Here is a 24,319-nt window from a genome sequence, read left to right on the forward strand (position 1 = left end):
TATATTTAATTTGGATGAAAAAATTAGCCTTCTTATTTGCTGTTTCTTTTTTGCTTGCGGCCTGTGGCCTGGACAGCGGTGATAAACATTATATCGTCTGGGAAGAAAAGGAAAATGAGGTGCTCCTTACGGACTTTTCCTCTATTCACTTTGCATTGCGTTGCCGCGTTGATTCCAAGTCGAAAAATTGCGGAATCGTACTGGGCAATTTTTTGTTGAAAAAATCCGAACTGAGTGGCTGTAGCCCTAATACGGGCTGTTCCTATTTTGATACCTACTATGGGTTTAAGGGAGCCTCGTTCCTTACGTTGCAAGTCAAGAACGAGAATACGGGAGAGACTAAATCCCTGATGTCGTATTTACAGGATGATATTCCTTACATGAAGGGAGATACATACGTGCCGTCCGTAATGAACCTGAACAAGTCGAAAGACTCTATCAATACGGTTTCGCTGACGGGCTATTATGTTGGAGACGAGTGGGTTAAGCATGACACGACCATTGTCATTAAAGACGTTCTTTATGCCGACAAAAATGGAAAAATCAGCTTTTCTGTTTCGGATGCCAAGAAAAATCGTGCCGCACTTTCTATAGATATAAGTGCCGTCCTCGAAAAAAATAATGCGAATACTGTTCAGCAGAAATCCGTGACTCTGGTAGATACTTCGTATACCGAACATTACTGGGCCGTAGAACCGGGGGCAATTGCCGTGGAACCCATGGACATCAATTTTGAAACGAAGGAATCTTTTAAGATAGCGCAATTCTTGAACGTGCCCGTTCAGAAAATCGTGTACTTGAATGTAAATCCGCTTCCCGATTCGCTTATTCTGTCTGGCGGAGTGAATGATCGTGCCGTTGAAATCCCGGTGGAGAGCTATGCGAAATAGAATTGTCATCATTCTTCTGTCTTTGCTTCTCGCAACTCCCGCCTTGGCTGGTGTCGGGGCTTTCCAGAAATTCAGCATGGGCATCATGTTGGGCCTTGGACCGTCTTATATGACCGGGGAAGACGCTGACCTTTACGACGACAACTGGTCGGCTGGGGGTGGTGTTGCTTTCCGAATGGCGTTCCCTGTGGCAAGCAGAATGTCGGTGCTTGTGGATCTAGGTGTCGATGGTGCTTTCGGTTTTTCTAGCGAATATGAATACCAGCACCGCACGGTTAAGGATTCTGTCATGACGAATGCTTGGGAAATTACCGTGTTGTGGGACTATTTTGCGACGGACAATTTTTTTGTGGCGGTGGGCCCGTGTTTTCGGTTCCCGTTTGTCGAAGAAAAAGTCGAATTAGACGACGATGAAATCTACTCAGATGATGAAATAGACTATGCGAACGATTTTTGGTTTGATGCGATGTTCGCTTTTGGCTGGAAATATGACGGCATTGAATTCGGCTTAAGAACCGGTTACGAATTCCTGGGGATGTTCAAGGAAACCGGCAAATACAAGTCTGTGGACATCAACGAACTGCGATTCCGCCTTTACATGACTTATTGGTTCGGCCAGAAGCGCAACTAGAAGTTGTCGTCTCGGTCGAACATGTGCGTGACGAATTCGGTCACGAGCGTCACGTAGGCGTCTTCGCTAAAGATAGGCTTCTGCATTGAATCGATGGCTTCTTGCGAAAGCTTGCCGGTCTTGGCGAGTTCTTCGCCGCCCTTACGGTACTTTTCACGCAGCATGTTCAAACGGCGCGGGCCACCGCGGTGGTCGAGTGCGCGCATCTGCGGACAGGCAATGAGCGTGTAGCCCTCATGCCCCAAGATAATGTCGAACTGCTTGCGGATTGGTTCGTAGACTACGTCCAGGTCCATCCAGGCGCAGCTCGAAAGCAGGATGATCTTCTGGCCTTCTTTCTGGAACTGTAGCCCGTGCAAGTGCGAATTCAATGCGTTCGCACCGTCTTTTAGCTTTTGGCCCATGTACGGGTGAACCATGCCCACGATGCGGTCCATGAGAACCTTCATCTGACCCGGAATGCTGAAAAGGAATAGCGGGAAACTCCAGATGACAATATCCGAATTGATGAGCTTTTCGCGTACCATCGGGATGTCGTCGTCTTTCATAAAGCAGCTACCGTCGGGGCGTCCCCAGCAGCTGAGGCAACCGCGGCAGGGCTTGATATTCAGGCGGTCAATAAAAAGGTATTCAGACTCGTACTGGCCGCTTTCTTCCAGGCCTTCTACGAACGCCTTGGTCGGAATCAGGGTTCCGCTGCGCTCCTTTTTCGGGCTTGCGACCATAATCAATACTTTCTTCTTTTCAGACATGGACACAAATTTAGAAATTTTCTACATTTACGCGCGCTCGGGCAATTACGCACGAGTAAAACCAATCACCGGCTTGCGAGAGTCGCTTCGGTGGCGAGGTCCACACCCCTAGGTTCGGGCATCGCTTCGCGGCTTAATTGCAGTCCGGGTAGTAACAACCGAAAAGGAAAATACATTATGGCAAATCTGCCTTCTGTCGAAGATCTGCTTGCTGCAGGCTCCCACTTTGGTCACCAGACTCAGCGCTGGAACCCGAAAATGAAACCCTACATCTTGGCTGAAAAGAACGGCATCTACGTTCTCAACCTCTCCAAGACTCGTGAACTCCTTGAAGAAGCTGCCAAGGCCGCTGCCAAGATCTCTGAATCTGGCAAGACCGTGCTCTTCGTTGGCACCAAGCCGACCGCTCGTCAGTGCGTGCTCGATGCTGCCGCTTCTTGCAACCAGTTCTCCGTGACCAACCGCTGGCTCGGTGGTATGCTCACGAACTTCCAGACCGTTCGTAAGTCCATCAAGAAGATTGACAAGATCGACGCTATGGAAGCTGATGGTACTTTCCAGGCTCTCTCCAAGAAGGAAGTCCTCGACAAGAACCGCGAACGCGAAAAGCTCCTTTCCGTGTTCGGTGGCATCCGTGAAATGGTGAACCTCCCGGGCCTCCTCGTCGTGACCGACCTCGCTCACGAAAAGATCGCCGTGGCTGAAGCTCGCCGCCTCCACATTCCTATCATCGGCATTTGCGACACGAACGTCGACCCGACTCTCGTGGACTATCCGATTCCGGCTAACGACGACGCCGTGAAGTCTCTCACGCTCATCGTCGACTACATCGCAGCCAACGTCCAGAAGCGTACTGCTGACAAGAAGGCCGACAAGGAAGAAGCTAAGAAGTTCGACAACGGCGAGGAAGAAAAGTAATATGCAGATTACCGCTTCCCTCGTTAACGAACTCCGTCAGAAGACTGGCGTGGGCATGATGCAGTGCAAGAAGGCCCTCACCGAAACTGACGGCGACATGGACAAGGCCGTTGAACTCCTCCGCAAGCAGGGTGCTGCTGTTGCCGCCAAGCGCGCCGACAAGGCCGCTAAGGAAGGCCGCATCTACCTCATCGAAACCGCTGACAAGGCTGCTGCTTTCGAACTCTCTTGCGAAACTGAACCGGTTTCCAACAACGACGACTTCGTCGCTCTCGCCAACATGGCTGTGAAGGCTGTCGAAACTCAGGCTATCGCCTCTGTCGAAGACCTCAAGAACGCCGTTGTTGATGGCAAGAAGATCAACGATGTGCTCCAGGACGTGCTCGTCAAGATCCAGGAAAACATCGACTTCCGCAAGTTCGCCGAAATGAAGAAGACTGCAAACTCCGTGTTTGGCGTTTACAGCCACATGAAGGGCAAGATCGGTGTGATCACCGAACTCGCTTACGAAGGCTCTGCCGACGAAGCTGCCCTCAAGGCTGCCGCTAAGGACATCGCCATGCAGGCCGCTGCTTTCGCTCCGGTTGCATTGAACGATGCTGCAGTTCCGGCTGAAACGATCGAAAAGGAAAAGGAAATTGCCAAGGCTCAGATCGAAGCTTCCGGCAAGGCTCCGAAGCCTGAATTCCTGCAGCGCCAGATCGACGGTCGCGTCGCCAAGGTGCTCAAGGAAATCGTTCTCGAAGACCAGGAATTCTTCATGTCCGAAAAGAACCCGAAGAAGCTCAGCGTCAAGGACTACCTCCAGGAAGTCGTTGCCAAGCAGCTCGGTCTTTCCAGCTTGAAGGTCGTGAACTTCATCCGCTTCGAACGCGGTAACTAATTAGTAGACAGTAGGAAGTAGGCAGTAGACAGTGATGCCTCTGCTGAAAACGCTGTGTGCTAGAGAAACTAAATTGGTCGCTCCCTCGCGGGAGCGACTTTTTATATACGCAAACAACGAAAAAACATGTCAAAACATGAAAAAAGGTTTGCATTTCTGCAAATATTCAATTAATTTAAAGGAGAAAGAAAATGTGAATTAAGGTGGGAGCAATGACTTTGCGTGAGAAATCCGACATTCCCGCGTCGGTAGTCGTGGAACTTTTGAATACGGCCAAGGTGGACCCGTTTGTGATTTTCGATGCGAAATCGCACGAAATCTATATGGTGAATCCTTCTATTTCTCTTTTTTGGAAGCCGAAAAGACCCTATGAACCGGGAATCAAGTTCGAAGAGTATTTCTTTCCTGCTAACGAACAGAATACTTTGTTTGTTGAAGAACTCCTTGAAAAAGGGGTGACGATTATTCGCTGCCCGTATTCGGGAAAAGACCTGGTTGTAGAGGCGTCACAGATTTCCTGGAATGGCAAGCGTTCCGTTTTCATGCGAGTGAACGACCATTCCGACCGTTTCTTCGACCCATTGACTGGGCTCCCGAATCCGGGGTATTGCCGCATCCGTGGCGAAAACTATGTAGAGGATCTTGTGAATGCGGGTAAAACCCCTGCAGTGGTTTTCTTCGACATTATCGGGATGAAACTTTACAACAATGCCAACGGCTTTAGCTCCGGAAACGAGTTCCTGATTCACTTTGCGGCCATGCTGAAAAAGCAGTTCGCGAAGGACTTGGTATGCCGTGGCATGAACGACCATTTTATAGTTGTTACAGACAATGTCAATCTCGAAGAAAAGTTGTGCGAAGTTCGAAAACACGTTAAGGGTACGATCTCGAAAATTTCGATGGACCTTTACGTGGGCATTTGCCAAACGGATACAGACAGCGATATTATCGACGCGATTGAAAAGGCGAAACTCGCCTGCAACATTCAAAAGAAAAAAGGCGACAAATTTATCCGGCAATATGACGAAGACCTGCACAGGACACTCATGTTGCACAATTACGTGGTAAACCACATTGACGATGCCATTGCGAACGGCTACATCAAGGTTTACTACCAGCCGGTGGTGCGAACGATTTCGGAAACGTTCTGCGGCATGGAGGCACTTGCCCGTTGGATCGATCCGGAACAGGGCTTTTTGAACCCGGGCGAATTTATCGGCGCATTAGAGGAATCCAAGCAAATTCATAAGCTCGACAGCCACGTGATAGAACTTGTTTGCGAAGAAATGCGTGAACAATTGGACCAAGGCAACCCTGTGGTTCCGGTGTCGTTCAACCTTTCGCGATTGGACTTTACCGGCTGCGATATTTTTGAGGTAGTCGAAAGCATTCTTCAAAAATACAAGATTGACCGCGAATACATCCGTGTAGAAATTACCGAAAGCATCATGGCGTCGGATTCGTATATCCAGCATGAAATTGAGCGATTCCGTCTGGTTGGCTACGAAGTCTGGATGGACGATTTCGGGAGCGGTTATTCTTCGCTGAATACGCTCAAGGACTACAAGTTCGACGAACTTAAAATCGACATGGCCTTCCTTTCGAACTTTAACGATGTGTCTCGCACCATTATCAGCTCGATGGTCCGCATGGCGAAAAGCCTTGGGTTAAAGACCTTGGCCGAAGGTGTAGAAACCAAGGAACAGATGGAATTCCTGAAGAGCATCGGTTGCGAAAAAGTCCAGGGCTACTACTATGGAAAGCCGCAACCGTTGAAGGCTACCATGGAGCACATGGAGACTTCGGGAATAGTCATCGAAGATAGCAACACGCGTGCCGTGTATTCTAAAATCGGACGCCTTGACTACCAGGAAGATTCTCCTAGGGCAATCATGTCTTACGAGAACGAAAAGTTCAAGTTCCTGTTTGTGAATCGGCAGTACGAAGAACAGCTCATGAGTCTCGGCTTTAAAAGCATCAAGGACGTCGAAGACGCGTCGAACAATCCTGAAAACCCGGTGTACTACACACTTCACGAGGCAGAAAGGGCCGCCTACGAGGCACCCTGTGAAGTGACCTATGTGACGCATGGCATGTACGTCATTATGAAGGGGCGCCTGGTTGCCGACAATAACGGATGTCACATTTACGACTTGTCTTTCCGCAATACGCATGTGAGCGCTTACGATAGTTCTTCTCGCGGCAAGGAGGCTACGCTTCCGGCGAATACGAAGACTGTCTTGATTGCCGAAGCCAATCCGCAAGAGAGGGCGTTCCTTGAAAGTATTTTGAGATCGGATTACCACGTGCTGCTTGCCGAAGATGGCGAACAGGCGCTCAACTTGCTGCTTGAATACGGGAATAGGATTTCTCTTGCGCTGGTGAATGCCGTCCTTCCGAAAATGGATGGCTTCAAGATAATCCGGAAATTCCACGAGGCGAGAAGCAATCTTCAGATTCCCTTTGTCGTGATGACGGACAATTTGGATCTTGCAAAGGAAAGCATTCGTCTTGGTGCATACCAGTTTATCCGCTTGCCCATTATGGACAAGAGCATGCTCAAGGCAAAAATAGATGGCGCCATCAAGAACGCCGAAATGTTGCAACAGCTTGCTTTGAACTATATGGAATATGTGCCAGGAGGTGTGGTTCTTTTAAATGCCCGCAGCGGAAAGATCTTATACGTAAACGGCTGCGTGCTTGACATTTTCGAATGCAAGAGTGTTGAGGAATTGTCTGAATTTGTGGGGGATCGCTTTAAGAATGCAATTCTTCCGGAAGATTACAAGGTTGTTAATCAGGACCTGCTGGAACAGCTCTCGAACAAGAACGATGTGACAAAGCAGATAACCTATCGCACCAAAACGGGTAAGGGTAGAATCAAGCGTGTCTATCATGTGGGTAAGTTCTACAAGAAAACTCCGTACGGGGATATTTTCTCTGCGTTCATTTCGGAAGATGACATGGCGATGAAAAAGTACTTTACCCGTAAAGAGGCTTTCGCGAAATTCATGGCGTCTGGAATCGCGACAAACACGAAGTCTTACGACCCGGGCTATCGAGGATTCCTTTTCTGGAACCTGACCAAGAATTCACCGGTGCTTCGCATGGGCGGAATCTCGTACATCCCCAAGGATCTCGAAGACAAGTACACCTACGAAATCCATTACAAGTACCTGAGTTCCCTGATGCTGCAATGTGAAACCAATGTCATGAACGCGTTGGATTACACCCGTGAAAAGCTGATTCTCGATTACATGAACAAGTGCGTGGTGCATTCGCTGGACATAAGCTATGACGTCGCGGGCTACAAGTTTACCATTCGTTCTAGCTTCGACATGATGATGGACCCGGAAACCGGCGACATCATCCTGAAATTGCAAAACGACAGCATCAAGACGACAAAGAAGTAGAACCGACTTAGTCGCTATTCTAGGTTAATGTGGTAGCCATCATTGGGTTCTAGCCATCTTTTAACGAACGGCTGTTCGCTGTTCTCTTCGGGGTCAGCGAATTTGACGATTGACCCTAGGTAAAGCCGTATGATTTGCTTGGCGTGCTCGCGAGCCCTGCGCTTGAGTTCTTCGCTGTTTTCTTCTTCGTATTTTTTCTGCTCGGCAATAAAGAATTGCTTGAAGTCTTCGAATTTGATGTCGTTGAACCAGCCCTTCTTTTCCCAAAAGACTTCGATGCTTTCGAAGTCAATGCTGTGACTTAGAATCTTTGGTTCCGGCAAGTAAATCAGGATTGTCTTTGTGATGGGCTCGACATTGATTTTGATGTCTTTCAAGTCGTAACCGAGTTTGACATCGCCCTGGTAAATCAGCATGAATTCCTTGATGGACTTGTTGATTCTCCAGTCGGGCATGTATTTCAAGAGTTTCTTTGCGTCTTGGTAGTTCGCGTTTTTGCGGTAGTGGTGGTGGAGTGTTGCTAGCTCCGCAATTTCGCTGATTTGCTGCTCTACGAATGCGCTTGTAATTTGCGGTCCTTGGGATTCCGTAACGTACAGTTTCTTTATGGCGAAGGCGGTTGCGACAGCCGTTGCGCACATGAGAATCAGAACTGCAAGTATTTTTAAGGCGAATTTCATGATTTAAATCTACATTCTATTTTTTCTTTGGGTACATGAAATGAAAATTTTTGATGGGAGGAGGAAGAATCCCCCTCGCTCCAGCCCCGGCCCCACCCTGACCGGGTCTAGAGCCTGCCCCGGACTTGTTCCGGGGCTATCCCCACTGCGGGCTTCAAACGCCAGCCCGCAACGCCCGGCTCTTTTTGCTTGGAAACGGAAAAACGTTTGAATCCTGAAGATGCTGAAAAAGTAAAGTATCAAGAATTTCTGAAAAAAGCACAGAGAGTTTATTTCTTGGGTTTCTCTTATATTCCGGATAATCTTAATTCTATAGGAATTGATTGTGGTGCAGAAATCATTCAAAACGCAAAAGTCTATGCAACGGCCATGGGCTTATCATCTCAAAATCGTCTAAGGATTTCAACGTATTTGGATCTCAAGGATTTTGAAAAAAGAAACGAACCTGAGCCAATGCCCGAGATGGAAATTCAACGCGCGCGCTACGAAAACCGAATCCTCAAGGATGCAAGTGAGGTCACTAAATGAAGCTTTATCATGGTAGCAACATCGCAGTATCCAAATCTGAAATTCTTGTTTCTGACAGAAGATTGGATTTCGGGACAGGCTTCTATTTTACCACAAGTAGCGAGCAGGCACAGAATTGGTCTGAATTGACCGTTAAGCGGAAAGGGACTGGGACACCGACGGTTTCAATTTATGAGTTTGATAATCAGGATTTGTCAGGCTTGAAGTGTCTGAAGTTTCCGCGTGCGGACAAGGAATGGCTTCGCTTTGTGACGGCAAACAGAAAGAACGAGAATATTCAGAATGATTATGACCTAATTATCGGTCCCGTGGCAAACGACAGGACGATGCCCGTCATTTCGCTCTATTTTGCGGGAATATATGATGAAGACGAAACGATAAAAAGGCTTTTGCCGCAAATGCTTCGAGACCAATATGTTTTCCGTACAGAACTTGCCTTGCAAAAACTTATATTTGTGAAGGCGGTAACTAAATGAATAAAGTTCTTCCCTTCATTCTAGACTACTACGACCGTGAAGTCTCGCAGATGATTAGCCAAAAGTATGGCTATTCTGCCATGGACGCGTACAAAAAATTCATGTTTTCGAAGACGTACGAAATGTTGTGCAATCCTGAACTTCAGATGTGGGATTTCAGTTGTTTCGGAATTTTTGACATGTGGGAAGCCGAACAAAGAACGGGAGATCCTCGCAATTCCATTTACATCCAGAGGTGCTGATGGCGAAAGAAATGGAATTCTTCAGTTTCTTGATGGAGCAGTATGCTGCCTATAAAGGAACTACTGCAAATAAAATCCTTGCGCAGCTTGAAGCGAAAAAGCAGACGGATTTTGTTTACAGCATGTATGAGCGATACCATACAGAAGCGATAGAAAACGCTTTTGATGATTTAGATAAAATATTGGCGTAAACAAAAAAGCCCCGACTCGCAATGAGTCAGGGCTGAATTTTTTGGATCCTTCGACTTCGCTCAGGATGACAAAGTGTAGGTTTCGCGACTATCGTTAGTAGGCGGCGTAACCGCGATTATTCACTAATCACTGTCTACTGCCTACTGTCTACTTCCTACTTCCTGTAGCTCTCCATCGCTTCCACGTTCACGCTCTTCACAAAGTTGTAGTGCTTGGCGACTTCGGCTTCGGCGAGGTTCAGGTACACCTTCATGCTCTTTTCGAACAGTTCAGGTGCCTTGGTGGCGTCGCGGAGCATGAGCTGGCTCATCACGCAGTTGGCGGCGAGTTCGTAGAGGTGGCGGCTGCAGAGGTCGGTGAACTCGTTGTTGTTCGCGGCCTTCACGACTTCGATTGCCTCGTTGAACTTCGCGTCCATGGCCTTCGCGCGGGCCTTGAGGCTCTCGTATTCGGCGGCCACTTCGCCTGCTTCCAGTTCTTCGAGCATCTGGCTGTAGGTGCCGGTGGTGATGTGCGGGAGCGCGGCCACGGTCTGCAACTGCGTCGTACCTTCGTAAATGGAGGTGATGCGAGCGTCGCGGTAGAGGCGCTGGCAAGCGTATTCGAGCATGTAGCCGGAACCGCCGTGCACCTGGATGCTGTCGTAGGCGTTCAGGTTGGCGTATTCGGAGTTCATGCCCTTCGCAAGCGGCGTGCATGCGCTGGCGAGTTTCTGGTAGAGCTTGAGTTCTGCCTTCTCCTCGTCGGTGAGCTTGCGGGTGCGTTCGATGTCTTCGAGGCCCTTGTAGATATCTACATAGCGGGCTGTCTGGTACAGGAGTGCGCGGCCAGCGTCGAGGCGAGCCTTGATGTTGGAAATCATCTCGTAGACGGCCGGGAAGTTCACGATGGCCTGACCGAACTGCTTGCGGTCCTTGGCATAGGCGAGAGCTTCGTTGTAGGCCATCTGGCTGATGCCCACGGACTGTGCTGCAATGCCGAGGCGGGCGCCGTTCATGAGGGCCATCACGTACTTGATGAGGCCGAACTTACGGCGGCCACAGAGTTCAGCCTTCGCGTTCTTATAGACAAGTTCGCAGGTCGGGCTTCCGTGGATGCCGAGCTTGTTCTCGATACGGCGCACGTTCACGCCGCCGTCGCGCTTGTCGTAGATGAACATCGAAAGGCCGCGGCCGTCGTGGGTGCCTTCTTCGGAGCGGGCGAGCACCAGGTGGATGTCGGAGTCACCGTTGGTGATGAAGCGCTTCACGCCGTTAAGGTACCAGCACTTGTCTTCTTCGCTGTAAGTAGCCTTGAGCATCACGCGCTGCAGGTCGGAACCGGCATCGGGTTCGGTCAAGTCCATCGACATCGTCTCGCCGGCGCACACGCGCGGGATAAAGCGGGAACGCTGGTCCTCGTCGCCGAATTCATACAAGGTCTCGATGCAGTCCTGCAGGGACCAGATGTTCTCGAAACCGGCGTCTGCAGAGGCGATCATTTCATTGATGGCCGTGTAGGCGGTAATCGGGAAGTTCAGGCCGCCGAAGCGGCGCGGCATCGTGACACCGTTGAGCCCAGCCTTGCGGGTGGCTTCCAGGTTCTCGTAGGTCTTGGAGGCATAGCGCACGCGGCCGTCTTCGCAGTGCGGGCCTTCGGCGTCCACGTCTTCGGAGTTCGGGAAGATGGTGTTCGCGGTGATGTCGCCTGCGACTTCGAGCACGCGGTTGTAGCTGTCTATCGCGTCGGCGTAGTCTTCCGGCGCGTAGTCAAAGCTGTCCTTGTCGGCGTAGCCGTTTTCCTTGAGCTCCACGATGCGCTGCATCAAAGGAGAGCTTTCAAGGTTGAACTTAATCTCTGGATGGTCTGTGTAAAAATTCGCCATAACGCCTACTTGTTGTTTGCCTTGTAATACTTGATCATCTTCGGGATGACCTCTTCGACGGTGCCGTTGATCACGTAGTCAGCGATAGCGTTGATCGGGGCGTCGGGGTCGGAGTTCACGGAGATGATGATTCCTGAATCCTGCATGCCGGCGAGGTGCTGAATCTGGCCGGGGATATCGCAGGCGATATACACCTTCGGGCGGACTGCTTTATTTATGGGAGGGGGAAGCCTCCCCCTGGTTCGCACTTCGTTGCTCTCCACCCTCTCTAGCGGGTGCTCAGACGCCGCACCCGCAACGCCCGGGCTTGCCCCCGCCCACCCTAAAATGCAATATGGATTGCCTTTGTGATTGTATTCTTCTGCTGGAAGTTGAATAGATAAAGTGGGGCTTATTTCTTTAAGAAGATGTTCTTGTTATAGATTAGTTTTATGCACGAGCTTTTTGTGATGTTTTTTTTACAAAAAGAACGAAAATCACGTTTTTTTTGTAAAAATTATGCTATATTTGCAATGGTGTTAAAAAAAATACAAGAAGGAAAGAATCAAATGAAAGGGATTTTGGTTTCGTTGCTGCTTGCAATAGGCGTTTCTTTGGCTGATACTTGTCCTGTTTGCAATTTTGCGGAAAATACAACATTCACGTTGGAACCGGCCGTTGTTGATGGTGACGGGCAGACCATCAAGTTGACTGCGTCGGTTAACTGTCCGAATAAAACAACGCATCATGCGTTTATAGGATATACGATTTATTGGGGTGACGGTAAATCGGATATGTTTGATTATGATTATGACGCTCATTGTAGTGGTTTGAATTGCAAAAATACAAGTAGTCCGAGTTATATAAATAATTTGCCTAGCCTAATGAAAAGTTCTTTTACGGCTAGTCATCAATATTCTGCTAAAAGAGCTTACAATATAAGGGTAGATTTCACAACTTATCAATATAAAAATGATGGATTTACATCGGGTTGCACTCTGTCTGATCGTTCTTATGGAAATGCAAGTAAGTCTGTCAGCGTCATGACGACACCTCTTGATTATTGTGCTATTCCTGAAGGCTATGCTTTATTTGCAACAGAAAATTTGACTATAAATGATAGGGCTTCTTGCTCTAAAAAAGAATATAGTTCTGCCACATGTACTGTCGGAGCAGAAAAGAATATAAATATCGGTGTTAAAGGATCGGTTGACAATGCTCATTCAAATGAGACGTTGACTTTACGTAATTATTCCAAGGTGTATTCTGAAACATGGGCAAAAACGATTGAAGCGCAAAAAGGGGCTGAATACAAAAAGAAAGGTGGTGTGACTTCATTTAATTATAATTCTGAAATCAGTTCTCTTTCTTTCGCGAACACATCGGATTTTATTGAAAATGGAAAGTCTAAAACATATGAACCTGGTGTTTATGGGGATGTGACAATCCGTCGAGGTGGAACTCTAGTTTTAAATAAAGATGGTGTCTATATTTTCAGGAGCATTCGTTTTGAATATGGAAGCACCTTAAAATTAAAAAGTTCCAAAACGACGGAGCTGTATGCGCAAGAGTTTAACTTTAGTGGGACGGTAACTGGTGCAAAGGCATCAAATTTTCTTGTTGGAGTGTTAGGTTCGTCGGCAACATATGTCGATAACGGATTTGTTGGATCCGTATGGGCTCCGCGTTCAAGAATGGTCATTGGACAATTCCACTATAAAATTTATAGTGGTTCTTATATGGCTAAGGAACTTTTTGTTCCTCAAGATACAAAAATTGATTATGTTCCATTCACGAAAAACGGAGGTTGCAAATGAAAAACGTTTTATTCCTGGTTATGCTGACATTTTTGCTGATTGCATGTTCCGATGACAATTCATCTAGCGCAAAGATTGAAAAGCAATACGCTCTTCAATTAAATGAAAATTGTGAAAATTTTAAAACGGATTCTTCTTTATGGAAGGCTATAGAAACTCAAAATTTAGATAAGTTAAAGAAAAGCTTGGAAAATTGTGCTTCATTGAATATGGAACTTTACGATTCAGCTCTAGTTAGTAATTATTCTGTTTTGGCAAATTTACTTTTTCAAGAAAATGCTGATTCGCTGATATTGTATCTATTGCAAAATGGAATGGATTCTGTGGGCCGCGATGAGTTGAATATTTTCGCTACGGATGCTATGTTTGCCGAGGATACTCTCATGTTGCGATATGCTCTTGATAATGACTTCCCTATAAGTGGTACAACTGTACGTGCGGCAATCATTGAATCATCGACAGGAAAGCTGGGAAGTGAAGTTGGTCGTTATTGGTACAGTGAGTTGATTGATCACGTTCCTAATGTGGATAGTGTTCGTATAAATACGGCTCAGGATTATTCGATTTTACATGAGTTTTGTGGTGGAAGTGTCCATTTTACAGGATTATCAGAAGAAGATCAACTTTTTTATTTCCAGGATTTGGTTGATCGTGGTTACTCTGTTAATCAGAAAGCTAGTGGAATGGTTGAGTTGGACTATTGCAATTTTGGATATGAATATCAAACAGATCTTCAAAAGAAATTTACGGATATTCTTATAAAAGCTGGCGCTGATACAACTCTTGTTATGTGGACTTACTTGGACTAAAAAATTCTTTAATAAAAGAAAAGCCTCGGATGATAAATCCGAGGTTTTCTGCTTTAAAAGATAAGAGACCTGTGCGACTTTCGCCACACTTGTCAATTAAGCCTTCCTATAGCTCTCCATCGCTTCCACATCCACGCTCTTCACGAAGTTGTAGTGCTTGGCAACTTCGGCTTCGGCGAGGTTCAAGTACACCTTCATGCTCTTGTCGAACAGTTCCGGTGCCTTGGTGGCGTCGCGGAGCATGAGCTGGCTCATCACGCAGTTGGCGGCGAGTTCGTAGAGGTGGCGGCTGCAAAGGTCGGTGAACTCGTTGTTGTTCGCGGCCTTCACGACTTCGATAGCTTCGTTGAACTTCGCGTCCATGGCCTTCGCGCGGGCCTTGAGGCTTTCGTATTCGGCGGCCACTTCGCCCGCTTCCAGTTCCTCGAGCATCTGGCTGTAGGTGCCGGTGGTGATGTGCGGAAGTGCTGCAACAGTCTGGAGCTGCGTTGTACCTTCGTAAATGGAGGTGATACGAGCATCGCGGTAGAGGCGCTGGCAGGCGTATTCAAGCATGTAGCCGGAACCGCCGTGAACCTGGATGCTGTCGTAGGCGTTCAGGTTGGCGTATTCGGAGTTCATGCCCTTCGCAAGCGGCGTGCAAGCGGAGGCGAGCTTCTGGTAGAGCTTGAGTTCTGCCTTCTCCTCGTCAGTGAGCTTGCGGGTGCGCTCGATGTCCTCGAGGCCCTTGTAGATATCCACATAGCGGGCTGTCTGGTACAGGAGTGCGCGGCCTGCGTCGAGGCGTGCCTTGATGTTGGAAATCATCTCATAGACGGCGGGGAAGTTCACGATGGCCTGGCCGAACTGCTTGCGGTCCTTGGCGTAGGCGAGAGCTTCGTTGTATGCCATCTGGCTGATGCCCACGGACTGAGCGGCAATGCCGAGGCGTGCACCGTTCATGAGGGCCATCACGTACTTGATGAGGCCGAACTTGCGGCGGCCACAGAGTTCCGCCTTCGCGTTCTTATAGACAAGTTCGCAAGTCGGGCTTCCGTGGATGCCGAGCTTGTTCTCGATGCGGCGCACGTTCACGCCGCCGTCGCGCTTGTCGTAGATGAACATGGAGAGGCCGCGGCCGTCATGGGTGCCTTCTTCGGAGCGGGCGAGCACCAGGTGAATGTCGCTGTCGCCGTTGGTGATGAAGCGCTTCACGCCGTTAAGGTACCAGCACTTGTCTTCTTCGCTGTAAGTAGCCTTGAGCATCACGCGCTGCAGGTCGGAACCGGCATCGGGTTCGGTCAAGTCCATCGACATCGTCTCGCCGGCGCACACGCGCGGGATAAAGCGGGAACGCTGGTCCTCGTCGCCGAATTCATACAAGGTCTCGATGCAGTCCTGCAGGGACCAGATGTTCTCGAAACCGGCGTCTGCAGAGGCGATCATTTCGTTGATGGCCGTGTAGGCGGTAATCGGGAAGTTCAGGCCGCCGAAGCGGCGCGGCATGGTCACGCCATTGAGGCCGGCCTTGCGGGTGGCTTCCAGGTTCTCGTAGGTCTTGCTCGCATAGCGCACGCGGCCGTCTTTGCAGTGCGGGCCTTCGGCGTCCACGTCTTCCGAGTTCGGGAAGATGGTGTTCGCGGTGATGTCGCCTGCGACTTCGAGCACGCGGTTGTAGCTGTCTATCGCGTCGGCGTAGTCTTCCGGCGCGTAGTCAAAGCTGTCCTTGTCGGCGTAGCCGTTTTCCTTGAGCTCCACGATGCGCTGCATCAAAGGAGAACTTTCAAGGTTGAACTTAATCTCTGGATGGTCTGTGTAAAAATTCGCCATAACGCCTACTTGTTGTTTGCCTTGTAATACTTGATCATCTTCGGGATGACCTCTTCGACGGTGCCGTTGATCACGTAGTCAGCGATAGCGTTGATCGGGGCGTCGGGGTCGGAGTTCACGGAGATGATGATTCCTGAATCCTGCATGCCGGCGAGGTGCTGAATCTGGCCGGAGATACCGCAGGCGATATACACCTTCGGGCGAACCGTCACGCCGGTCTGGCCAATCTGGCGGTCATGATCGGCAAAGCCCGCGTCGATAGCGGCACGGCTTGCGCCCACTTCGGCGTGGAGTTCCTTCGCCAGTTCGAACAGCATGTCGAAGTTTTCCTTGGAGCCCATGCCGTAACCACCGGCCACCACAATCGGAGCGCCCTTGAGGTTGTGCTTTGCCTTTTCCACATGGCGCTCGAGCACCTTGACCACGTATTCCGTTTCCGGCACGTACTTGGCCACGTCGTGCTTGATAACTTCGCCCTTGTAGTTCGGATCGACAATTTCCTTCTTCATCACGCCTTCGCGGACGGTTGCCATCTGCGGGCGGTGTTCCGGGTTCACAATCGTTGCGACGATGTTGCCGCCGAACGCCGGGCGAATCTGGCAGAGCTGGTTTTCGTAGAACTTCTTCACGCCGCCGATGCTCATTTCGAAGCTGTCGATTTCGAGTTCGGTACAGTCGGCGGTAAGGCCGCTGTGCATGGCGCTGGAAATACGCGGGCCGAGGTCACGGCCAATCACCGTTGCACCGAGCAGGCAAATCTGCGGCTGCTCTTCCTTGAAGAGGTTCACCACGAGCGATGCGTGCGGGTTGGTGGTGTAGGGGAAGAGCCCTTCGGCATCAAACACATGGACCTTGTCCACACCGTAGGGGAACACCTGCTTTTCAATTCCGTCGAGGCCCTTGCCTGCGCAGATGCATTCGAGCTGAACGCCGAGCGTGTTGGCGAGCTTGCGGCCCTTGGACAAAAGTTCGAGGGAAACATCGACAACGGTCGTGCCCTCAATTTCGCAATATACAAATACGTTATTCATAGGCTAGCCAATAATCTTCCCGTCTAAAAGTTCCTTGATAAGTCCTTCGACGTCGGCGTCGCTTGCGGTGAGCGTGCGGCTTTCCTTCGCCTTGAACACGATGTTCTTGACAGCCTTCACGTTCGTCGGCGAACCGGCCTTACCGATCTGGGCAGGGTCTGCGTCGATGTCGGCGGCACCCCACTGCGGAATGTTCAGGTAGGGCTTCTTCGCGATGAGGGCTTCGTACTTTTCGGCGTCTTCCGGCTTGCGTTCGGCAACCACGGTTGCGTTCTTGAACTTCATGAGGCGCTTTGCGTTGCGCGGACGGCACGGGGCCGCACTTCCGTTCACGGTCACGACCAGCGGGAGCGGTGCTTCCACCGTTTCCACACCACCGTCGATGTGGCGGCGGATAACGACCTTACGGGCCTTTTCGTCGAGGGAGAGGATTTCTTCGGCGTAGGTCACCTGCGTGAGGCCGAGCTTTTCTGCAATCTGCGGACCGACCTGTGCGGTATCGCCGTCGATAGCCTGGCGGCCACCGAGAATGATGTCGTAGTCGCCAATCTTCTTGACGGCCTGGGCGAGCGTGTAGCTCGTAGCGAGAGTGTCAGCACCACCGAGCGGGCGGTCCGTCACCACGAAACCTTCGTCGGCGCCGCGGTACAGAGCTTCGCGGACGACTTCGGCAGACTTCGGGAGACCCATCGTCAGCACAGAGATGGTGGAACCCGGGAACTGGTCCTTCAAACGAAGGGCTTGCTCCAGGGCGTTCAGGTCTTCGGGGTTGAAGACCGCGGGCAATGCGGCACGATTGATGGTTCCCTGCTCCGTCATGGCATCGGGGCCCACGTTTCGTGTATCAGGTACTTGCTTAGCAAGCACAACGATTTTAAGACTCATATTTCCTAACTATTGAATTTACGGTTAATGTTTAGTTGGGGTATAAGATAGAAATAATCGCTTGTTCAAAGCGCCCCCAATCAGATCTTTTTGCTTGTTAGTGTCTTGTAATAATTCTGTAATATTTTAGTAATAAACGGATTCCGCAGAATGCGTGCCGAAATTCCCCGCCCTCTGTCTTCCCGGCGAAGGCCGGGACCTCCTTTTCCCGCCCTCTGTCATGCCGGATCCAATCAGGCACCTCCTTTGATGCCTGAAAGGGAGAAGTCTCTCCCTGGCTCGCACTTCGTTGCTCACCACCCCCTCGAACGGGCGCTCAATCGCCGCGCCCGTAACGCCCCGGCTTCAAAATGCCCACGGCTCCAGAAATGTGCCGTGTGGAATGAATTGCTCACTGTCTTGCCGCACTTGATGCGGCACCTCCTTTCCCCGCCCGCGTCATGCCGATGAAAATCGGCATCAGCTTTTCATGTCCGAAAAAAAACGCTCCGGCTCAGCCTGCTCCGCACGCGGACAAATTACGGCCTTCGGCCTCTAATGTTCGCTCAACGACACATTTTCTTCCGCCTTAGGGCATTCATCTCCGGTTGTCTTGCCGCACTTGATGCGGCACCTCCTTTCCCCGCCCACGTCATGCCGATGAAAATCGGCATCAGCTTTTCATGTCCGAAAAAAAACGCTCCGGCTCAGCCTGCTCCGCACGCGGACAAATTACGGCCTTCGGCCTTTACTGTCCGCTTAGCGGCCAGGCATTCGCCGTCGCTTTAGCGCAAACGCGGCTCAAGGCTTTCGATTTTGTAGTTGTTAACACGCTTCTTGGAATTTTTCATAGATTTCTTGTTTTTAGACATAGGTTCTCCTTAGGGCATGCCCCTCACGCCCTAATTTTATTGTTAAAATTTTGGTGATTAAATTACTAGTGAGTCAAGGTGTTGTTTGCATCCATCACACAACGGACTGGCTCAAACATATTTTTTCCACCTGAATTTCCATCAGAGTCTAAAGATTGCGAAACAGATGAAAAAAAGATGTTCTTTGCATTCTTTTGATTCAACTCAGTAGGCATCCAATAATTAGCAAATTCATGGATTCCGGAAAAATCCTTCCCTCTAACCCATTCTCCAGTTGGAATAATCGCCATACCAGAACTATTTGAACCAGCATTTTTTTCCCATACAGCCTTAGAACGGAGACTACTAGAATTTTTTGTAGTATGCGCCCATTCGTACTGATTCATAATATGCCAACCGTCCGGGCAAATTCCTTGCCAACGGACTACACGAGGATCGCTGGCTTTTTTTACAACATCGGCAAAACTCTTGCACGCGTCATTGCTATCCACGGCAACTGAATCGCAGACCTTCGGCAAATTCATCGCCTCGGCCCAAGTGTACAGACCGCCAAAGTGGTTGTCGCAGAACCATTCATCATCAACGTAGCATAGTTTTTCAGTCACATTGTCGTCAAATTCCGTTGTTCCACCCAATACCATTTTACCATAATTCAAGTTTTCGGCCATCACATAGAAGGTATCCCTCCCCTTACCATCCTCGGAATGCCAAATAAACTCAACATACTTGTACTTATGTCCATCTCGAGGGTCTTCAAACTCCAAATATTCTCCACTGTAGCCGGCAAACAAGCTATCCATGTTCGGGTGTTCCTTGTTTTTCTCAATTGCGGCAAGAGAATCAAGAGAATCTAAATTGACCACATGATCAACTTCCCATTCATTATCCTTACATATGAAATAATACATGTAGCCACCACCTTTAGAAGATGATGTATCACCATCATCACAGCGATGGAAAACAAGTTCGCTACTACTCGACTCTGCTACAGACGAACTACTATTCTTGCCACTTACAGAGCTAGAAGAATTCTTTTCCGCTACAGATGAACTGGATTTTTTAGAATCTTTCTGGGAAGACGAAGATGCGTCTTTATCTTTACCCGAAGAACCGTTGTCGTCATTGCTACTCGACGAGATTTCACCGATTGGATCGGGAGCGGAGCTACTAGATTCATCGCCACATGCACCAAGCAGGGCTAGGAGAATGGACAGAGCCAAAGCGTTTGCAAAAATCTTCACAGAAGACCTCCGGTTATAAAAATCCCACCAAACATTCATTTTTGCGAAATATAATAAATGTCAACTGTAGGTTGCAGAACAACATCCCGCCTCCCCCCCCCCCCTTGTTTTTTCCAAACTCATTAGGTATATTATAAATACGCCGGTTTATGAGAGCGTTGCCGGGCTTTCACCTGTTTAGTGCCAGCTCCAGAGTTAATATATTCACCTTTAAAATAAGGATAAGGCAATGGCTGTTCGTTCAAAATCGGCTTGGTTCCCAAGTAATAAGCATGTTGTGGTTCCGCCCTCGCAGGTTGAAAGGGTCCTAAAATACCTTAGGGGCGAAATTAAAGTCCCGGTGGTTGATCGCCCGATTACATATAAGTCATCTGCCAAATAAACAGATGCTTGATGCAAATCATTTTTCTCTACTTCCTTGCACAAAGGAAGATATTTCGGCTATTGCCTCTCGGGGGCATTTCTGTTTCCCTCCATTTTGATACAGATGATTGTCGCCTTGTGCAATGGGCTACAGAAATGGGAGAAAGGCTGCCATGTGCTGTAAACGTCATGCATATTTCTTGAAGGATGATGATTCGTTACTGGCTCCGTGCTGTCGCAAGGCTATCTCGTGGAAATACGATGTTCAGGTGTTTAACGAAGAAAGACGTTCTGAGGATTTTTTTATAGATTTATGAATATGAACGAACAGCAGCAGATTCTTTTTATGCAGATTCGGATTCTGAGAATGGCCTCGGAACGGTTTAACCTGTCGTTGAAAGAAACTGCGCAACTTTTCAAAAAATGCGACGCTCTTAAGTATATTCGCGAGTGTTTCGGTATTTTCCACGTAGAAGGTGACGAAGCTGTCTTTGATGATATAAAGGACTACCTTAAAATCAAGGGGGCTGCGGTATGAAAACTCTAGAAGCGGGGATGATTCTTTACCACGGTAGTTACTGTGTTGTGGAAAATCCTGAATTAGAAAAGTGTGCACGATTCAAGGATTTCGGTCAGGGCTTTTATTTGACAACTTCAAAGGAACAAGCTCAGAGCTTTGCAAAGATATCTGCATCAAAGGCTCAAGGTCGTGGTTTAATCCCTGCACAGGAACGTCTCGCGTATGTATCATCTTTTAAGGTGGCGGATATAGCCGGGCTTGACATTTTTGCTTTTGAAACCGCCAATGTTGATTGGCTGCATTGTATTGTTGCCCATAGACGAAACAAAACTTTTGAAGATATTCGTAATCAGATGACTTCTTACGATGTTGTTTCGGGAAAAATTGCAAATGACGATACCAACGCTACGATTCTTGCGTATATGGGAAATGTCTATGGTCCAATGGGTAGCGAGCAGGCAGACAACATTTGCATTAGTCTTTTATTGCCGGAGCGATTGCAAGACCAATTCTGTTTCAGAAGCGAAAAGGCTCTTTCAAAACTTCAATTTATTAAGAGTGAAACGGTTGTTTTGAGGTAATCTATGGTTAGTGATAAAACTCTATTCGCCATGGATTTGACTGCGCTGATGGCCGTTGAAAAAATCGCGAAAGATTCACAAAGGCCACAAGAAGATGTTCTTGTGGATTTTATGGGATCAAATACGGCGAAGATGCTTTACGATGATTCAAATAAGCTTTGGTGGGATGGCCCCGACGCCACCGCCGAGGAATTTGAACGCGAAAAAGGTTAGACTGTTCAAGCCCCTATTTTGCCACTTCTACATACCTGCCCTTGGGCAAATCGGGGAGTGCTCCGTTAGCGTTGCGTACTCCGACGGGCTTTCCGAGCACATTGAATATCTTGCTGCCGGGCTTGCCGTATTTTGCCTTGCGCAGGTTGGTGATGACGGTGGTGCCGCCTTCGATTGTTACCGTGATTTCGAAGGAGACTTGCTTACTGCCGTAAACGAGCGCTTGTCGCACGGTGAAGGTGTCTCCGGCTTTGACTTTACCTGGCATGTGACCGATTTTTGTGGTCATGGTCGAAAGGTCTACATTGGAGAATACGATGCTGGAGCCGTTCGGATCCCAGGTCGTGATTTTGCCGTCCTTGTCGAACCAATGCCCGGTGCCTTCGCCGGTGGTGTTGCTGTTGAGGCTTCCGTTGGGTTCTACTCCGTAGAACTCTACTTTGTCTTCAATTTCGGTGCGCTTGATGCCGAGAATACTTGCGACTTCGCTGCCGTTCAGGTCGAGCGTTACGGGCGCATAGCTGTCGCTTATTGGGAGCGTTGTCTCAAGTGCGATTTTCTGGATGGTGATTTCAGCGACGCTGCTGGAACTTGCCACTGTCGACGAGCTGGACGAGGGCTCGGAGCAGTTCTCGCCGATGCAGAACGTGAGCGATTCACCGGGTGTGCCGATGTCGGTAATCTTGAGGCCTGTTGTGGAACCGTTATACCAGCGGATAGCGGGGTAGGCGTCATCTGAAAATTCTGAGTAGGTTCCGCTTTTAAAGAATGTGTTGGCGGTGCTACCCGGGCTTGGCCACTGGTCGCCGGGATTGTCGCTTGATTTTCCCGCCGCGCTGGCATGCACGATTCGGAGTCCCAGTTTGTCTGCAGCGGAATTGCCTTCAATCGAAAAATCGTAGTGTTGCATCAAGAGGCCGCTCCCAGCGAGTACCTTGTTGCGGCCCGTGTTGCGTACGTAAGACCAAACTAAACCTTCCTGGTTCGGCCTTGCGGGGTTCTTGTAGCGGTAGCAGAATTCTCCGGGCTTCGTAACTTCAAGGCTTGTTACGTTGTTTACATCGTCGCTCGTGATGTCTACGAACGGAATCCAGCCCTGGTCCGCACGGAAAAAGTCATTGATAGCCACCGGGTTCAAGTCGTTTGCGCGGTTGCCCATGGTGCAGTAGTCACCGTACCAGTAAAGATCCGGCCAGCCAAAAATCATGTGTCCCGATTCATGCACAAAGACATATATCGAAAACTTGCCCGGCATGTCCGTCATCTGATGGTGCGTGAGTCGGACTCCGTCGCGCTTTTCGCTGGACCATCCGGAATGTGGCCACAGGCCCTGTCCCCAAGTTTGCCCAGCGCCGGCATACACGATGTTGATGGCTTCGGTAGTCCCGTCCTTGTCGTTGTCGTAGCGCGAAAAATCAACCTGAGAATCGAAATACGCGAATACTTCTTTCATGAGCGAGTCGGAACCTGAGTATCCGTTCAGGCCTTCGTACCATGACTTCGGATGCTTGGCGCGGTACCAGCCGTAGACTTCGTTCGTGAGGTCCAGTTGTCCGTTAGAAACGTCAAGGTAGTAGTCGCGTACAGAACCGTTGCAACCGTCCCGATTGAATCCTTCTTTATTCAGCCATTCCTTGACTTCGTCCACTGTAACGGGGGCGGGCTTATCCGAAAAATCGACGAGCAGGGTAAGGCTGTAGATTTTGCCCTTGGGGGCGGCGTAGTGGCCTTTCGTTTGTGTTGCAACTGCTCTCGCTAAACCGGAACTAGAGTTACTCGGGCTGATTCCAGAGAATGTGGGTCGAGCCTCTTCGGGCCATTCCTGGACGCGCTTCCCCTGGTACACGATGTCTGCAAAAAGTGTTGTCGGGAGCGCTAATGCGATAAGACCATAAAGTAAAAACTTGTTTTTCATAAACATTCCATTTTTTAAACCACCGTATATGGAAATACATTTTTTTGCGGCGAGTGGAACTCTTTGTCCGTTTTTTATTACATTTCCTATGAATAAAAACAGCTACTTCTAACTTCCTACTAAAAACTATGTCTAAATTCAAGCGCATTCTTCTCAAACTCAGTGGCGAAGCCCTCGCAGGCGAAAAGGGCCACGGTATCGACAACCAGATTCTCTCTGACATGGCGTCCGAAATTGCCTCCATCGTCAAGCAGGGCGTGCAGGTCGCGCTCGTGATTGGCGGTGGCAATCTCGTCCGCGGCATTTCTGCGTCTGCAGGCGGCATGAACCGCGCCCAGGGCGATGCCATGGGCATGCTCGGCACCGTGATGAACGGCCTTGCCATGCAAGATGCTTTGGACAAGCAGGGAATTGACTCCGTGGTGATGTCCGCCATCCGCATGGAACCGGTCTGCGAATTCTTCGACCGCCGCAAGGCCCTCAAGCTTTTGTCCGCAGGCTCCGTCGTGATTTTCTCCGCAGGCACCGGCAATCCGTTCTTTACGACCGACAGCTGCGCCGCTCTCCGCGCCATCGAAAGCGAATGCGACGTGATCATGAAGGCCACCAAGGTCGACGGCATCTACACCGCAGACCCGGTCAAGGATCCGACCGCGACCCGCTTCGACGACATCAGCTACAAGGAAGTCATTTCCCGCGGCCTCAAGGTCATGGACACCGCAGCCGTCGCCCTCTGCATGGAAAACAACATGCCTATCTTCGTCTTCAAGATGGAAAAGGGCAATCTCACACGCGCCGCCGTTCAGGGCGACCTCGGCACGCTGGTGCACTGCTAA

At 49.4% G+C, this 24,319-nt stretch carries 23 protein-coding genes and 1 pseudogene; 15 read left to right on the forward strand and 9 right to left on the reverse strand.

Annotation, left to right across the window (positions count from 1 at the left end):
* The first annotated feature begins 14 nt into the window (after nt 1-14).
* Both BUC02_RS04530 and BUC02_RS04535 read left to right on the forward strand, forming a co-directional pair.
* Nucleotides 15-890, forward strand: coding sequence for a hypothetical protein (locus BUC02_RS04530; protein ID WP_139261018.1), 876 nt, complete (start codon nt 15-17; stop codon nt 888-890).
* Nucleotides 880-1,521, forward strand: a complete 642-nt coding sequence (locus tag BUC02_RS04535; protein ID WP_073319265.1) for a hypothetical protein — start codon at nt 880-882, stop codon at nt 1,519-1,521. The genes BUC02_RS04530 and BUC02_RS04535 overlap by 11 nt, the downstream gene beginning before the upstream one ends.
* Here BUC02_RS04535 and BUC02_RS04540 read toward each other — a convergent pair.
* A complete protein-coding gene (locus BUC02_RS04540; protein ID WP_073319266.1) occupies nt 1,518-2,273 on the reverse strand; it encodes a flavodoxin family protein in 756 nt (251 codons plus the stop codon). The genes BUC02_RS04535 and BUC02_RS04540 overlap by 4 nt on opposite strands.
* Before the next feature lie 177 nt (nt 2,274-2,450).
* On the opposite strand from BUC02_RS04540, the gene rpsB reads away from it, so the two are divergent.
* The 3 genes from rpsB (at nt 2,451) to BUC02_RS04555 (ending at nt 7,487) form a co-directional block, all read left to right on the forward strand.
* Nucleotides 2,451-3,191 carry a 30S ribosomal protein S2 gene (rpsB, locus tag BUC02_RS04545; RefSeq protein WP_073319269.1) on the forward strand — a complete coding sequence of 247 codons (741 nt, stop codon included), beginning with the start codon at nt 2,451-2,453 and terminating at the stop codon, nt 3,189-3,191.
* A gap of 1 nt (nt 3,192) precedes the next feature.
* On the forward strand, nt 3,193-4,074 hold the full coding sequence (gene tsf, locus BUC02_RS04550) for a translation elongation factor Ts (protein WP_072801121.1): 882 nt from the start codon (nt 3,193-3,195) through the stop codon (nt 4,072-4,074).
* A 212-nt stretch (nt 4,075-4,286) separates the two neighbouring features.
* Entirely contained in the window at nt 4,287-7,487 is a 3,201-nt protein-coding gene (locus BUC02_RS04555) for an EAL domain-containing protein (RefSeq protein WP_073319272.1), read from the forward strand.
* 14 nt (nt 7,488-7,501) lie between these two features.
* On the opposite strand, the gene BUC02_RS04560 is transcribed toward BUC02_RS04555, so the two are convergent.
* The gene (locus BUC02_RS04560; protein ID WP_083564390.1) at nt 7,502-8,167 is read right to left on the reverse strand and encodes a DUF4230 domain-containing protein; all 666 of its coding nucleotides are present in this window, start codon (nt 8,165-8,167) and stop codon (nt 7,502-7,504) included.
* A 207-nt stretch (nt 8,168-8,374) separates the two neighbouring features.
* On the opposite strand from BUC02_RS04560, the gene BUC02_RS04565 reads away from it, so the two are divergent.
* Genes BUC02_RS04565 through BUC02_RS04580 form a run of 4 tightly spaced genes read left to right on the forward strand, consistent with a single transcriptional unit; the run spans nt 8,375 to nt 9,604 of the window.
* A complete protein-coding gene (locus BUC02_RS04565) occupies nt 8,375-8,695 on the forward strand; it encodes a hypothetical protein (RefSeq protein ID WP_073319275.1) in 321 nt (106 codons plus the stop codon).
* Entirely contained in the window at nt 8,692-9,171 is a 480-nt protein-coding gene (locus BUC02_RS04570) for a DUF3990 domain-containing protein (protein ID WP_073319278.1), read from the forward strand. Before BUC02_RS04565 ends, BUC02_RS04570 begins: the two co-directional genes overlap by 4 nt.
* Nucleotides 9,168-9,413, forward strand: a complete 246-nt coding sequence (locus BUC02_RS04575; protein ID WP_073319281.1) for a hypothetical protein — start codon at nt 9,168-9,170, stop codon at nt 9,411-9,413. The genes BUC02_RS04570 and BUC02_RS04575 overlap by 4 nt, the downstream gene beginning before the upstream one ends.
* On the forward strand, nt 9,413-9,604 hold the full coding sequence (locus BUC02_RS04580; protein ID WP_073056725.1) for a DUF3791 domain-containing protein: 192 nt from the start codon (nt 9,413-9,415) through the stop codon (nt 9,602-9,604). Before BUC02_RS04575 ends, BUC02_RS04580 begins: the two co-directional genes overlap by 1 nt.
* 155 nt (nt 9,605-9,759) lie before the next feature.
* Here BUC02_RS04580 and BUC02_RS04585 read toward each other — a convergent pair whose 3' ends face one another.
* Entirely contained in the window at nt 9,760-11,469 is a 1,710-nt protein-coding gene (locus tag BUC02_RS04585) for an acyl-CoA dehydrogenase family protein (RefSeq protein WP_073319284.1), read from the reverse strand.
* A 5-nt stretch (nt 11,470-11,474) separates the two neighbouring features.
* Nucleotides 11,475-11,675: pseudogene (locus BUC02_RS04590) on the reverse strand (electron transfer flavoprotein subunit alpha); the annotation flags it as partial.
* A gap of 240 nt (nt 11,676-11,915) precedes the next feature.
* Here BUC02_RS04590 and BUC02_RS04595 point away from each other — a divergent pair.
* Together BUC02_RS04595 and BUC02_RS04600 are read left to right on the forward strand one after the other, a co-directional pair.
* Entirely contained in the window at nt 11,916-13,265 is a 1,350-nt protein-coding gene (locus tag BUC02_RS04595) for a hypothetical protein (protein WP_139261019.1), read from the forward strand.
* On the forward strand, nt 13,262-14,074 hold the full coding sequence (locus BUC02_RS04600; RefSeq protein WP_073319290.1) for a hypothetical protein: 813 nt from the start codon (nt 13,262-13,264) through the stop codon (nt 14,072-14,074). The genes BUC02_RS04595 and BUC02_RS04600 overlap by 4 nt, the downstream gene beginning before the upstream one ends.
* Nucleotides 14,075-14,170: 96 nt before the next feature.
* Here the strand turns inward: BUC02_RS04600 and BUC02_RS04605 are convergent, their stop codons facing one another.
* From BUC02_RS04605 to BUC02_RS04620, 4 genes are all read right to left on the reverse strand, one after another.
* Entirely contained in the window at nt 14,171-15,883 is a 1,713-nt protein-coding gene (locus BUC02_RS04605; protein ID WP_073319293.1) for an acyl-CoA dehydrogenase family protein, read from the reverse strand.
* Nucleotides 15,884-15,888: 5 nt separating this feature from the next.
* Nucleotides 15,889-16,914, reverse strand: a complete 1,026-nt coding sequence (locus tag BUC02_RS04610; protein WP_072807905.1) for an electron transfer flavoprotein subunit alpha/FixB family protein — start codon at nt 16,912-16,914, stop codon at nt 15,889-15,891.
* 3 nt (nt 16,915-16,917) lie between these two features.
* The gene (locus BUC02_RS04615; protein WP_072807907.1) at nt 16,918-17,799 is read right to left on the reverse strand and encodes an electron transfer flavoprotein subunit beta/FixA family protein; all 882 of its coding nucleotides are present in this window, start codon (nt 17,797-17,799) and stop codon (nt 16,918-16,920) included.
* Between the two features lie 916 nt (nt 17,800-18,715).
* Nucleotides 18,716-19,891 carry an FISUMP domain-containing protein gene (locus BUC02_RS04620; RefSeq protein WP_217653069.1) on the reverse strand — a complete coding sequence of 392 codons (1,176 nt, stop codon included), beginning with the start codon at nt 19,889-19,891 and terminating at the stop codon, nt 18,716-18,718.
* 676 nt (nt 19,892-20,567) lie between these two features.
* Here BUC02_RS04620 and BUC02_RS04625 point away from each other — a divergent pair.
* Genes BUC02_RS04625 through BUC02_RS04635 form a run of 3 tightly spaced genes read left to right on the forward strand, consistent with a single transcriptional unit; the run spans nt 20,568 to nt 21,568 of the window.
* Nucleotides 20,568-20,792 (forward strand): DUF3791 domain-containing protein, encoded by a 225-nt coding sequence (locus tag BUC02_RS04625; RefSeq protein WP_212668308.1) that lies wholly within the window; start codon nt 20,568-20,570, stop codon nt 20,790-20,792.
* Nucleotides 20,789-21,355: a DUF3990 domain-containing protein gene (locus BUC02_RS04630; RefSeq protein WP_073319299.1), complete on the forward strand. Its 567-nt coding sequence runs from the start codon at nt 20,789-20,791 to the stop codon at nt 21,353-21,355. Before BUC02_RS04625 ends, BUC02_RS04630 begins: the two co-directional genes overlap by 4 nt.
* A gap of 3 nt (nt 21,356-21,358) precedes the next feature.
* Entirely contained in the window at nt 21,359-21,568 is a 210-nt protein-coding gene (locus BUC02_RS04635) for a hypothetical protein (protein ID WP_073319301.1), read from the forward strand.
* Between the two features lie 13 nt (nt 21,569-21,581).
* On the opposite strand, the gene BUC02_RS04640 is transcribed toward BUC02_RS04635, so the two are convergent.
* A complete protein-coding gene (locus BUC02_RS04640) occupies nt 21,582-23,483 on the reverse strand; it encodes a M6 family metalloprotease domain-containing protein (protein ID WP_073319828.1) in 1,902 nt (633 codons plus the stop codon).
* 128 nt (nt 23,484-23,611) lie between these two features.
* On the opposite strand from BUC02_RS04640, the gene pyrH reads away from it, so the two are divergent.
* Nucleotides 23,612-24,319, forward strand: coding sequence for a UMP kinase (gene pyrH / locus BUC02_RS04645; protein ID WP_073319303.1), 708 nt, complete (start codon nt 23,612-23,614; stop codon nt 24,317-24,319).

The organism is Fibrobacter sp. UWOV1, assembly GCF_900142495.1.
GTDB lineage: Bacteria > Fibrobacterota > Fibrobacteria > Fibrobacterales > Fibrobacteraceae > Fibrobacter.

Coding starts and splice junctions, on each gene's coding strand:
- BUC02_RS04530 (WP_139261018.1), top strand. CDS start 15: ATGAAAAAATTAGCCTTCTTATTTGCTGTTTCTTTTTTGCTTGCGGCC.
- BUC02_RS04535 (WP_073319265.1), top strand. CDS start 880: ATGCGAAATAGAATTGTCATCATTCTTCTGTCTTTGCTTCTCGCAACT.
- BUC02_RS04540 (WP_073319266.1), bottom strand. CDS start 2,273: ATGTCTGAAAAGAAGAAAGTATTGATTATGGTCGCAAGCCCGAAAAAG.
- rpsB (WP_073319269.1), top strand. CDS start 2,451: ATGGCAAATCTGCCTTCTGTCGAAGATCTGCTTGCTGCAGGCTCCCAC.
- tsf (WP_072801121.1), top strand. CDS start 3,193: ATGCAGATTACCGCTTCCCTCGTTAACGAACTCCGTCAGAAGACTGGC.
- BUC02_RS04555 (WP_073319272.1), top strand. CDS start 4,287: ATGACTTTGCGTGAGAAATCCGACATTCCCGCGTCGGTAGTCGTGGAA.
- BUC02_RS04560 (WP_083564390.1), bottom strand. CDS start 8,167: ATGAAATTCGCCTTAAAAATACTTGCAGTTCTGATTCTCATGTGCGCA.
- BUC02_RS04570 (WP_073319278.1), top strand. CDS start 8,692: ATGAAGCTTTATCATGGTAGCAACATCGCAGTATCCAAATCTGAAATT.
- BUC02_RS04575 (WP_073319281.1), top strand. CDS start 9,168: ATGAATAAAGTTCTTCCCTTCATTCTAGACTACTACGACCGTGAAGTC.
- BUC02_RS04580 (WP_073056725.1), top strand. CDS start 9,413: ATGGCGAAAGAAATGGAATTCTTCAGTTTCTTGATGGAGCAGTATGCT.
- BUC02_RS04585 (WP_073319284.1), bottom strand. CDS start 11,469: ATGGCGAATTTTTACACAGACCATCCAGAGATTAAGTTCAACCTTGAA.
- BUC02_RS04600 (WP_073319290.1), top strand. CDS start 13,262: ATGAAAAACGTTTTATTCCTGGTTATGCTGACATTTTTGCTGATTGCA.
- BUC02_RS04605 (WP_073319293.1), bottom strand. CDS start 15,883: ATGGCGAATTTTTACACAGACCATCCAGAGATTAAGTTCAACCTTGAA.
- BUC02_RS04610 (WP_072807905.1), bottom strand. CDS start 16,914: ATGAATAACGTATTTGTATATTGCGAAATTGAGGGCACGACCGTTGTC.
- BUC02_RS04615 (WP_072807907.1), bottom strand. CDS start 17,799: ATGAGTCTTAAAATCGTTGTGCTTGCTAAGCAAGTACCTGATACACGA.
- BUC02_RS04625 (WP_212668308.1), top strand. CDS start 20,568: ATGAATATGAACGAACAGCAGCAGATTCTTTTTATGCAGATTCGGATT.
- BUC02_RS04630 (WP_073319299.1), top strand. CDS start 20,789: ATGAAAACTCTAGAAGCGGGGATGATTCTTTACCACGGTAGTTACTGT.
- BUC02_RS04635 (WP_073319301.1), top strand. CDS start 21,359: ATGGTTAGTGATAAAACTCTATTCGCCATGGATTTGACTGCGCTGATG.
- BUC02_RS04640 (WP_073319828.1), bottom strand. CDS start 23,483: ATGAAAAACAAGTTTTTACTTTATGGTCTTATCGCATTAGCGCTCCCG.
- pyrH (WP_073319303.1), top strand. CDS start 23,612: ATGTCTAAATTCAAGCGCATTCTTCTCAAACTCAGTGGCGAAGCCCTC.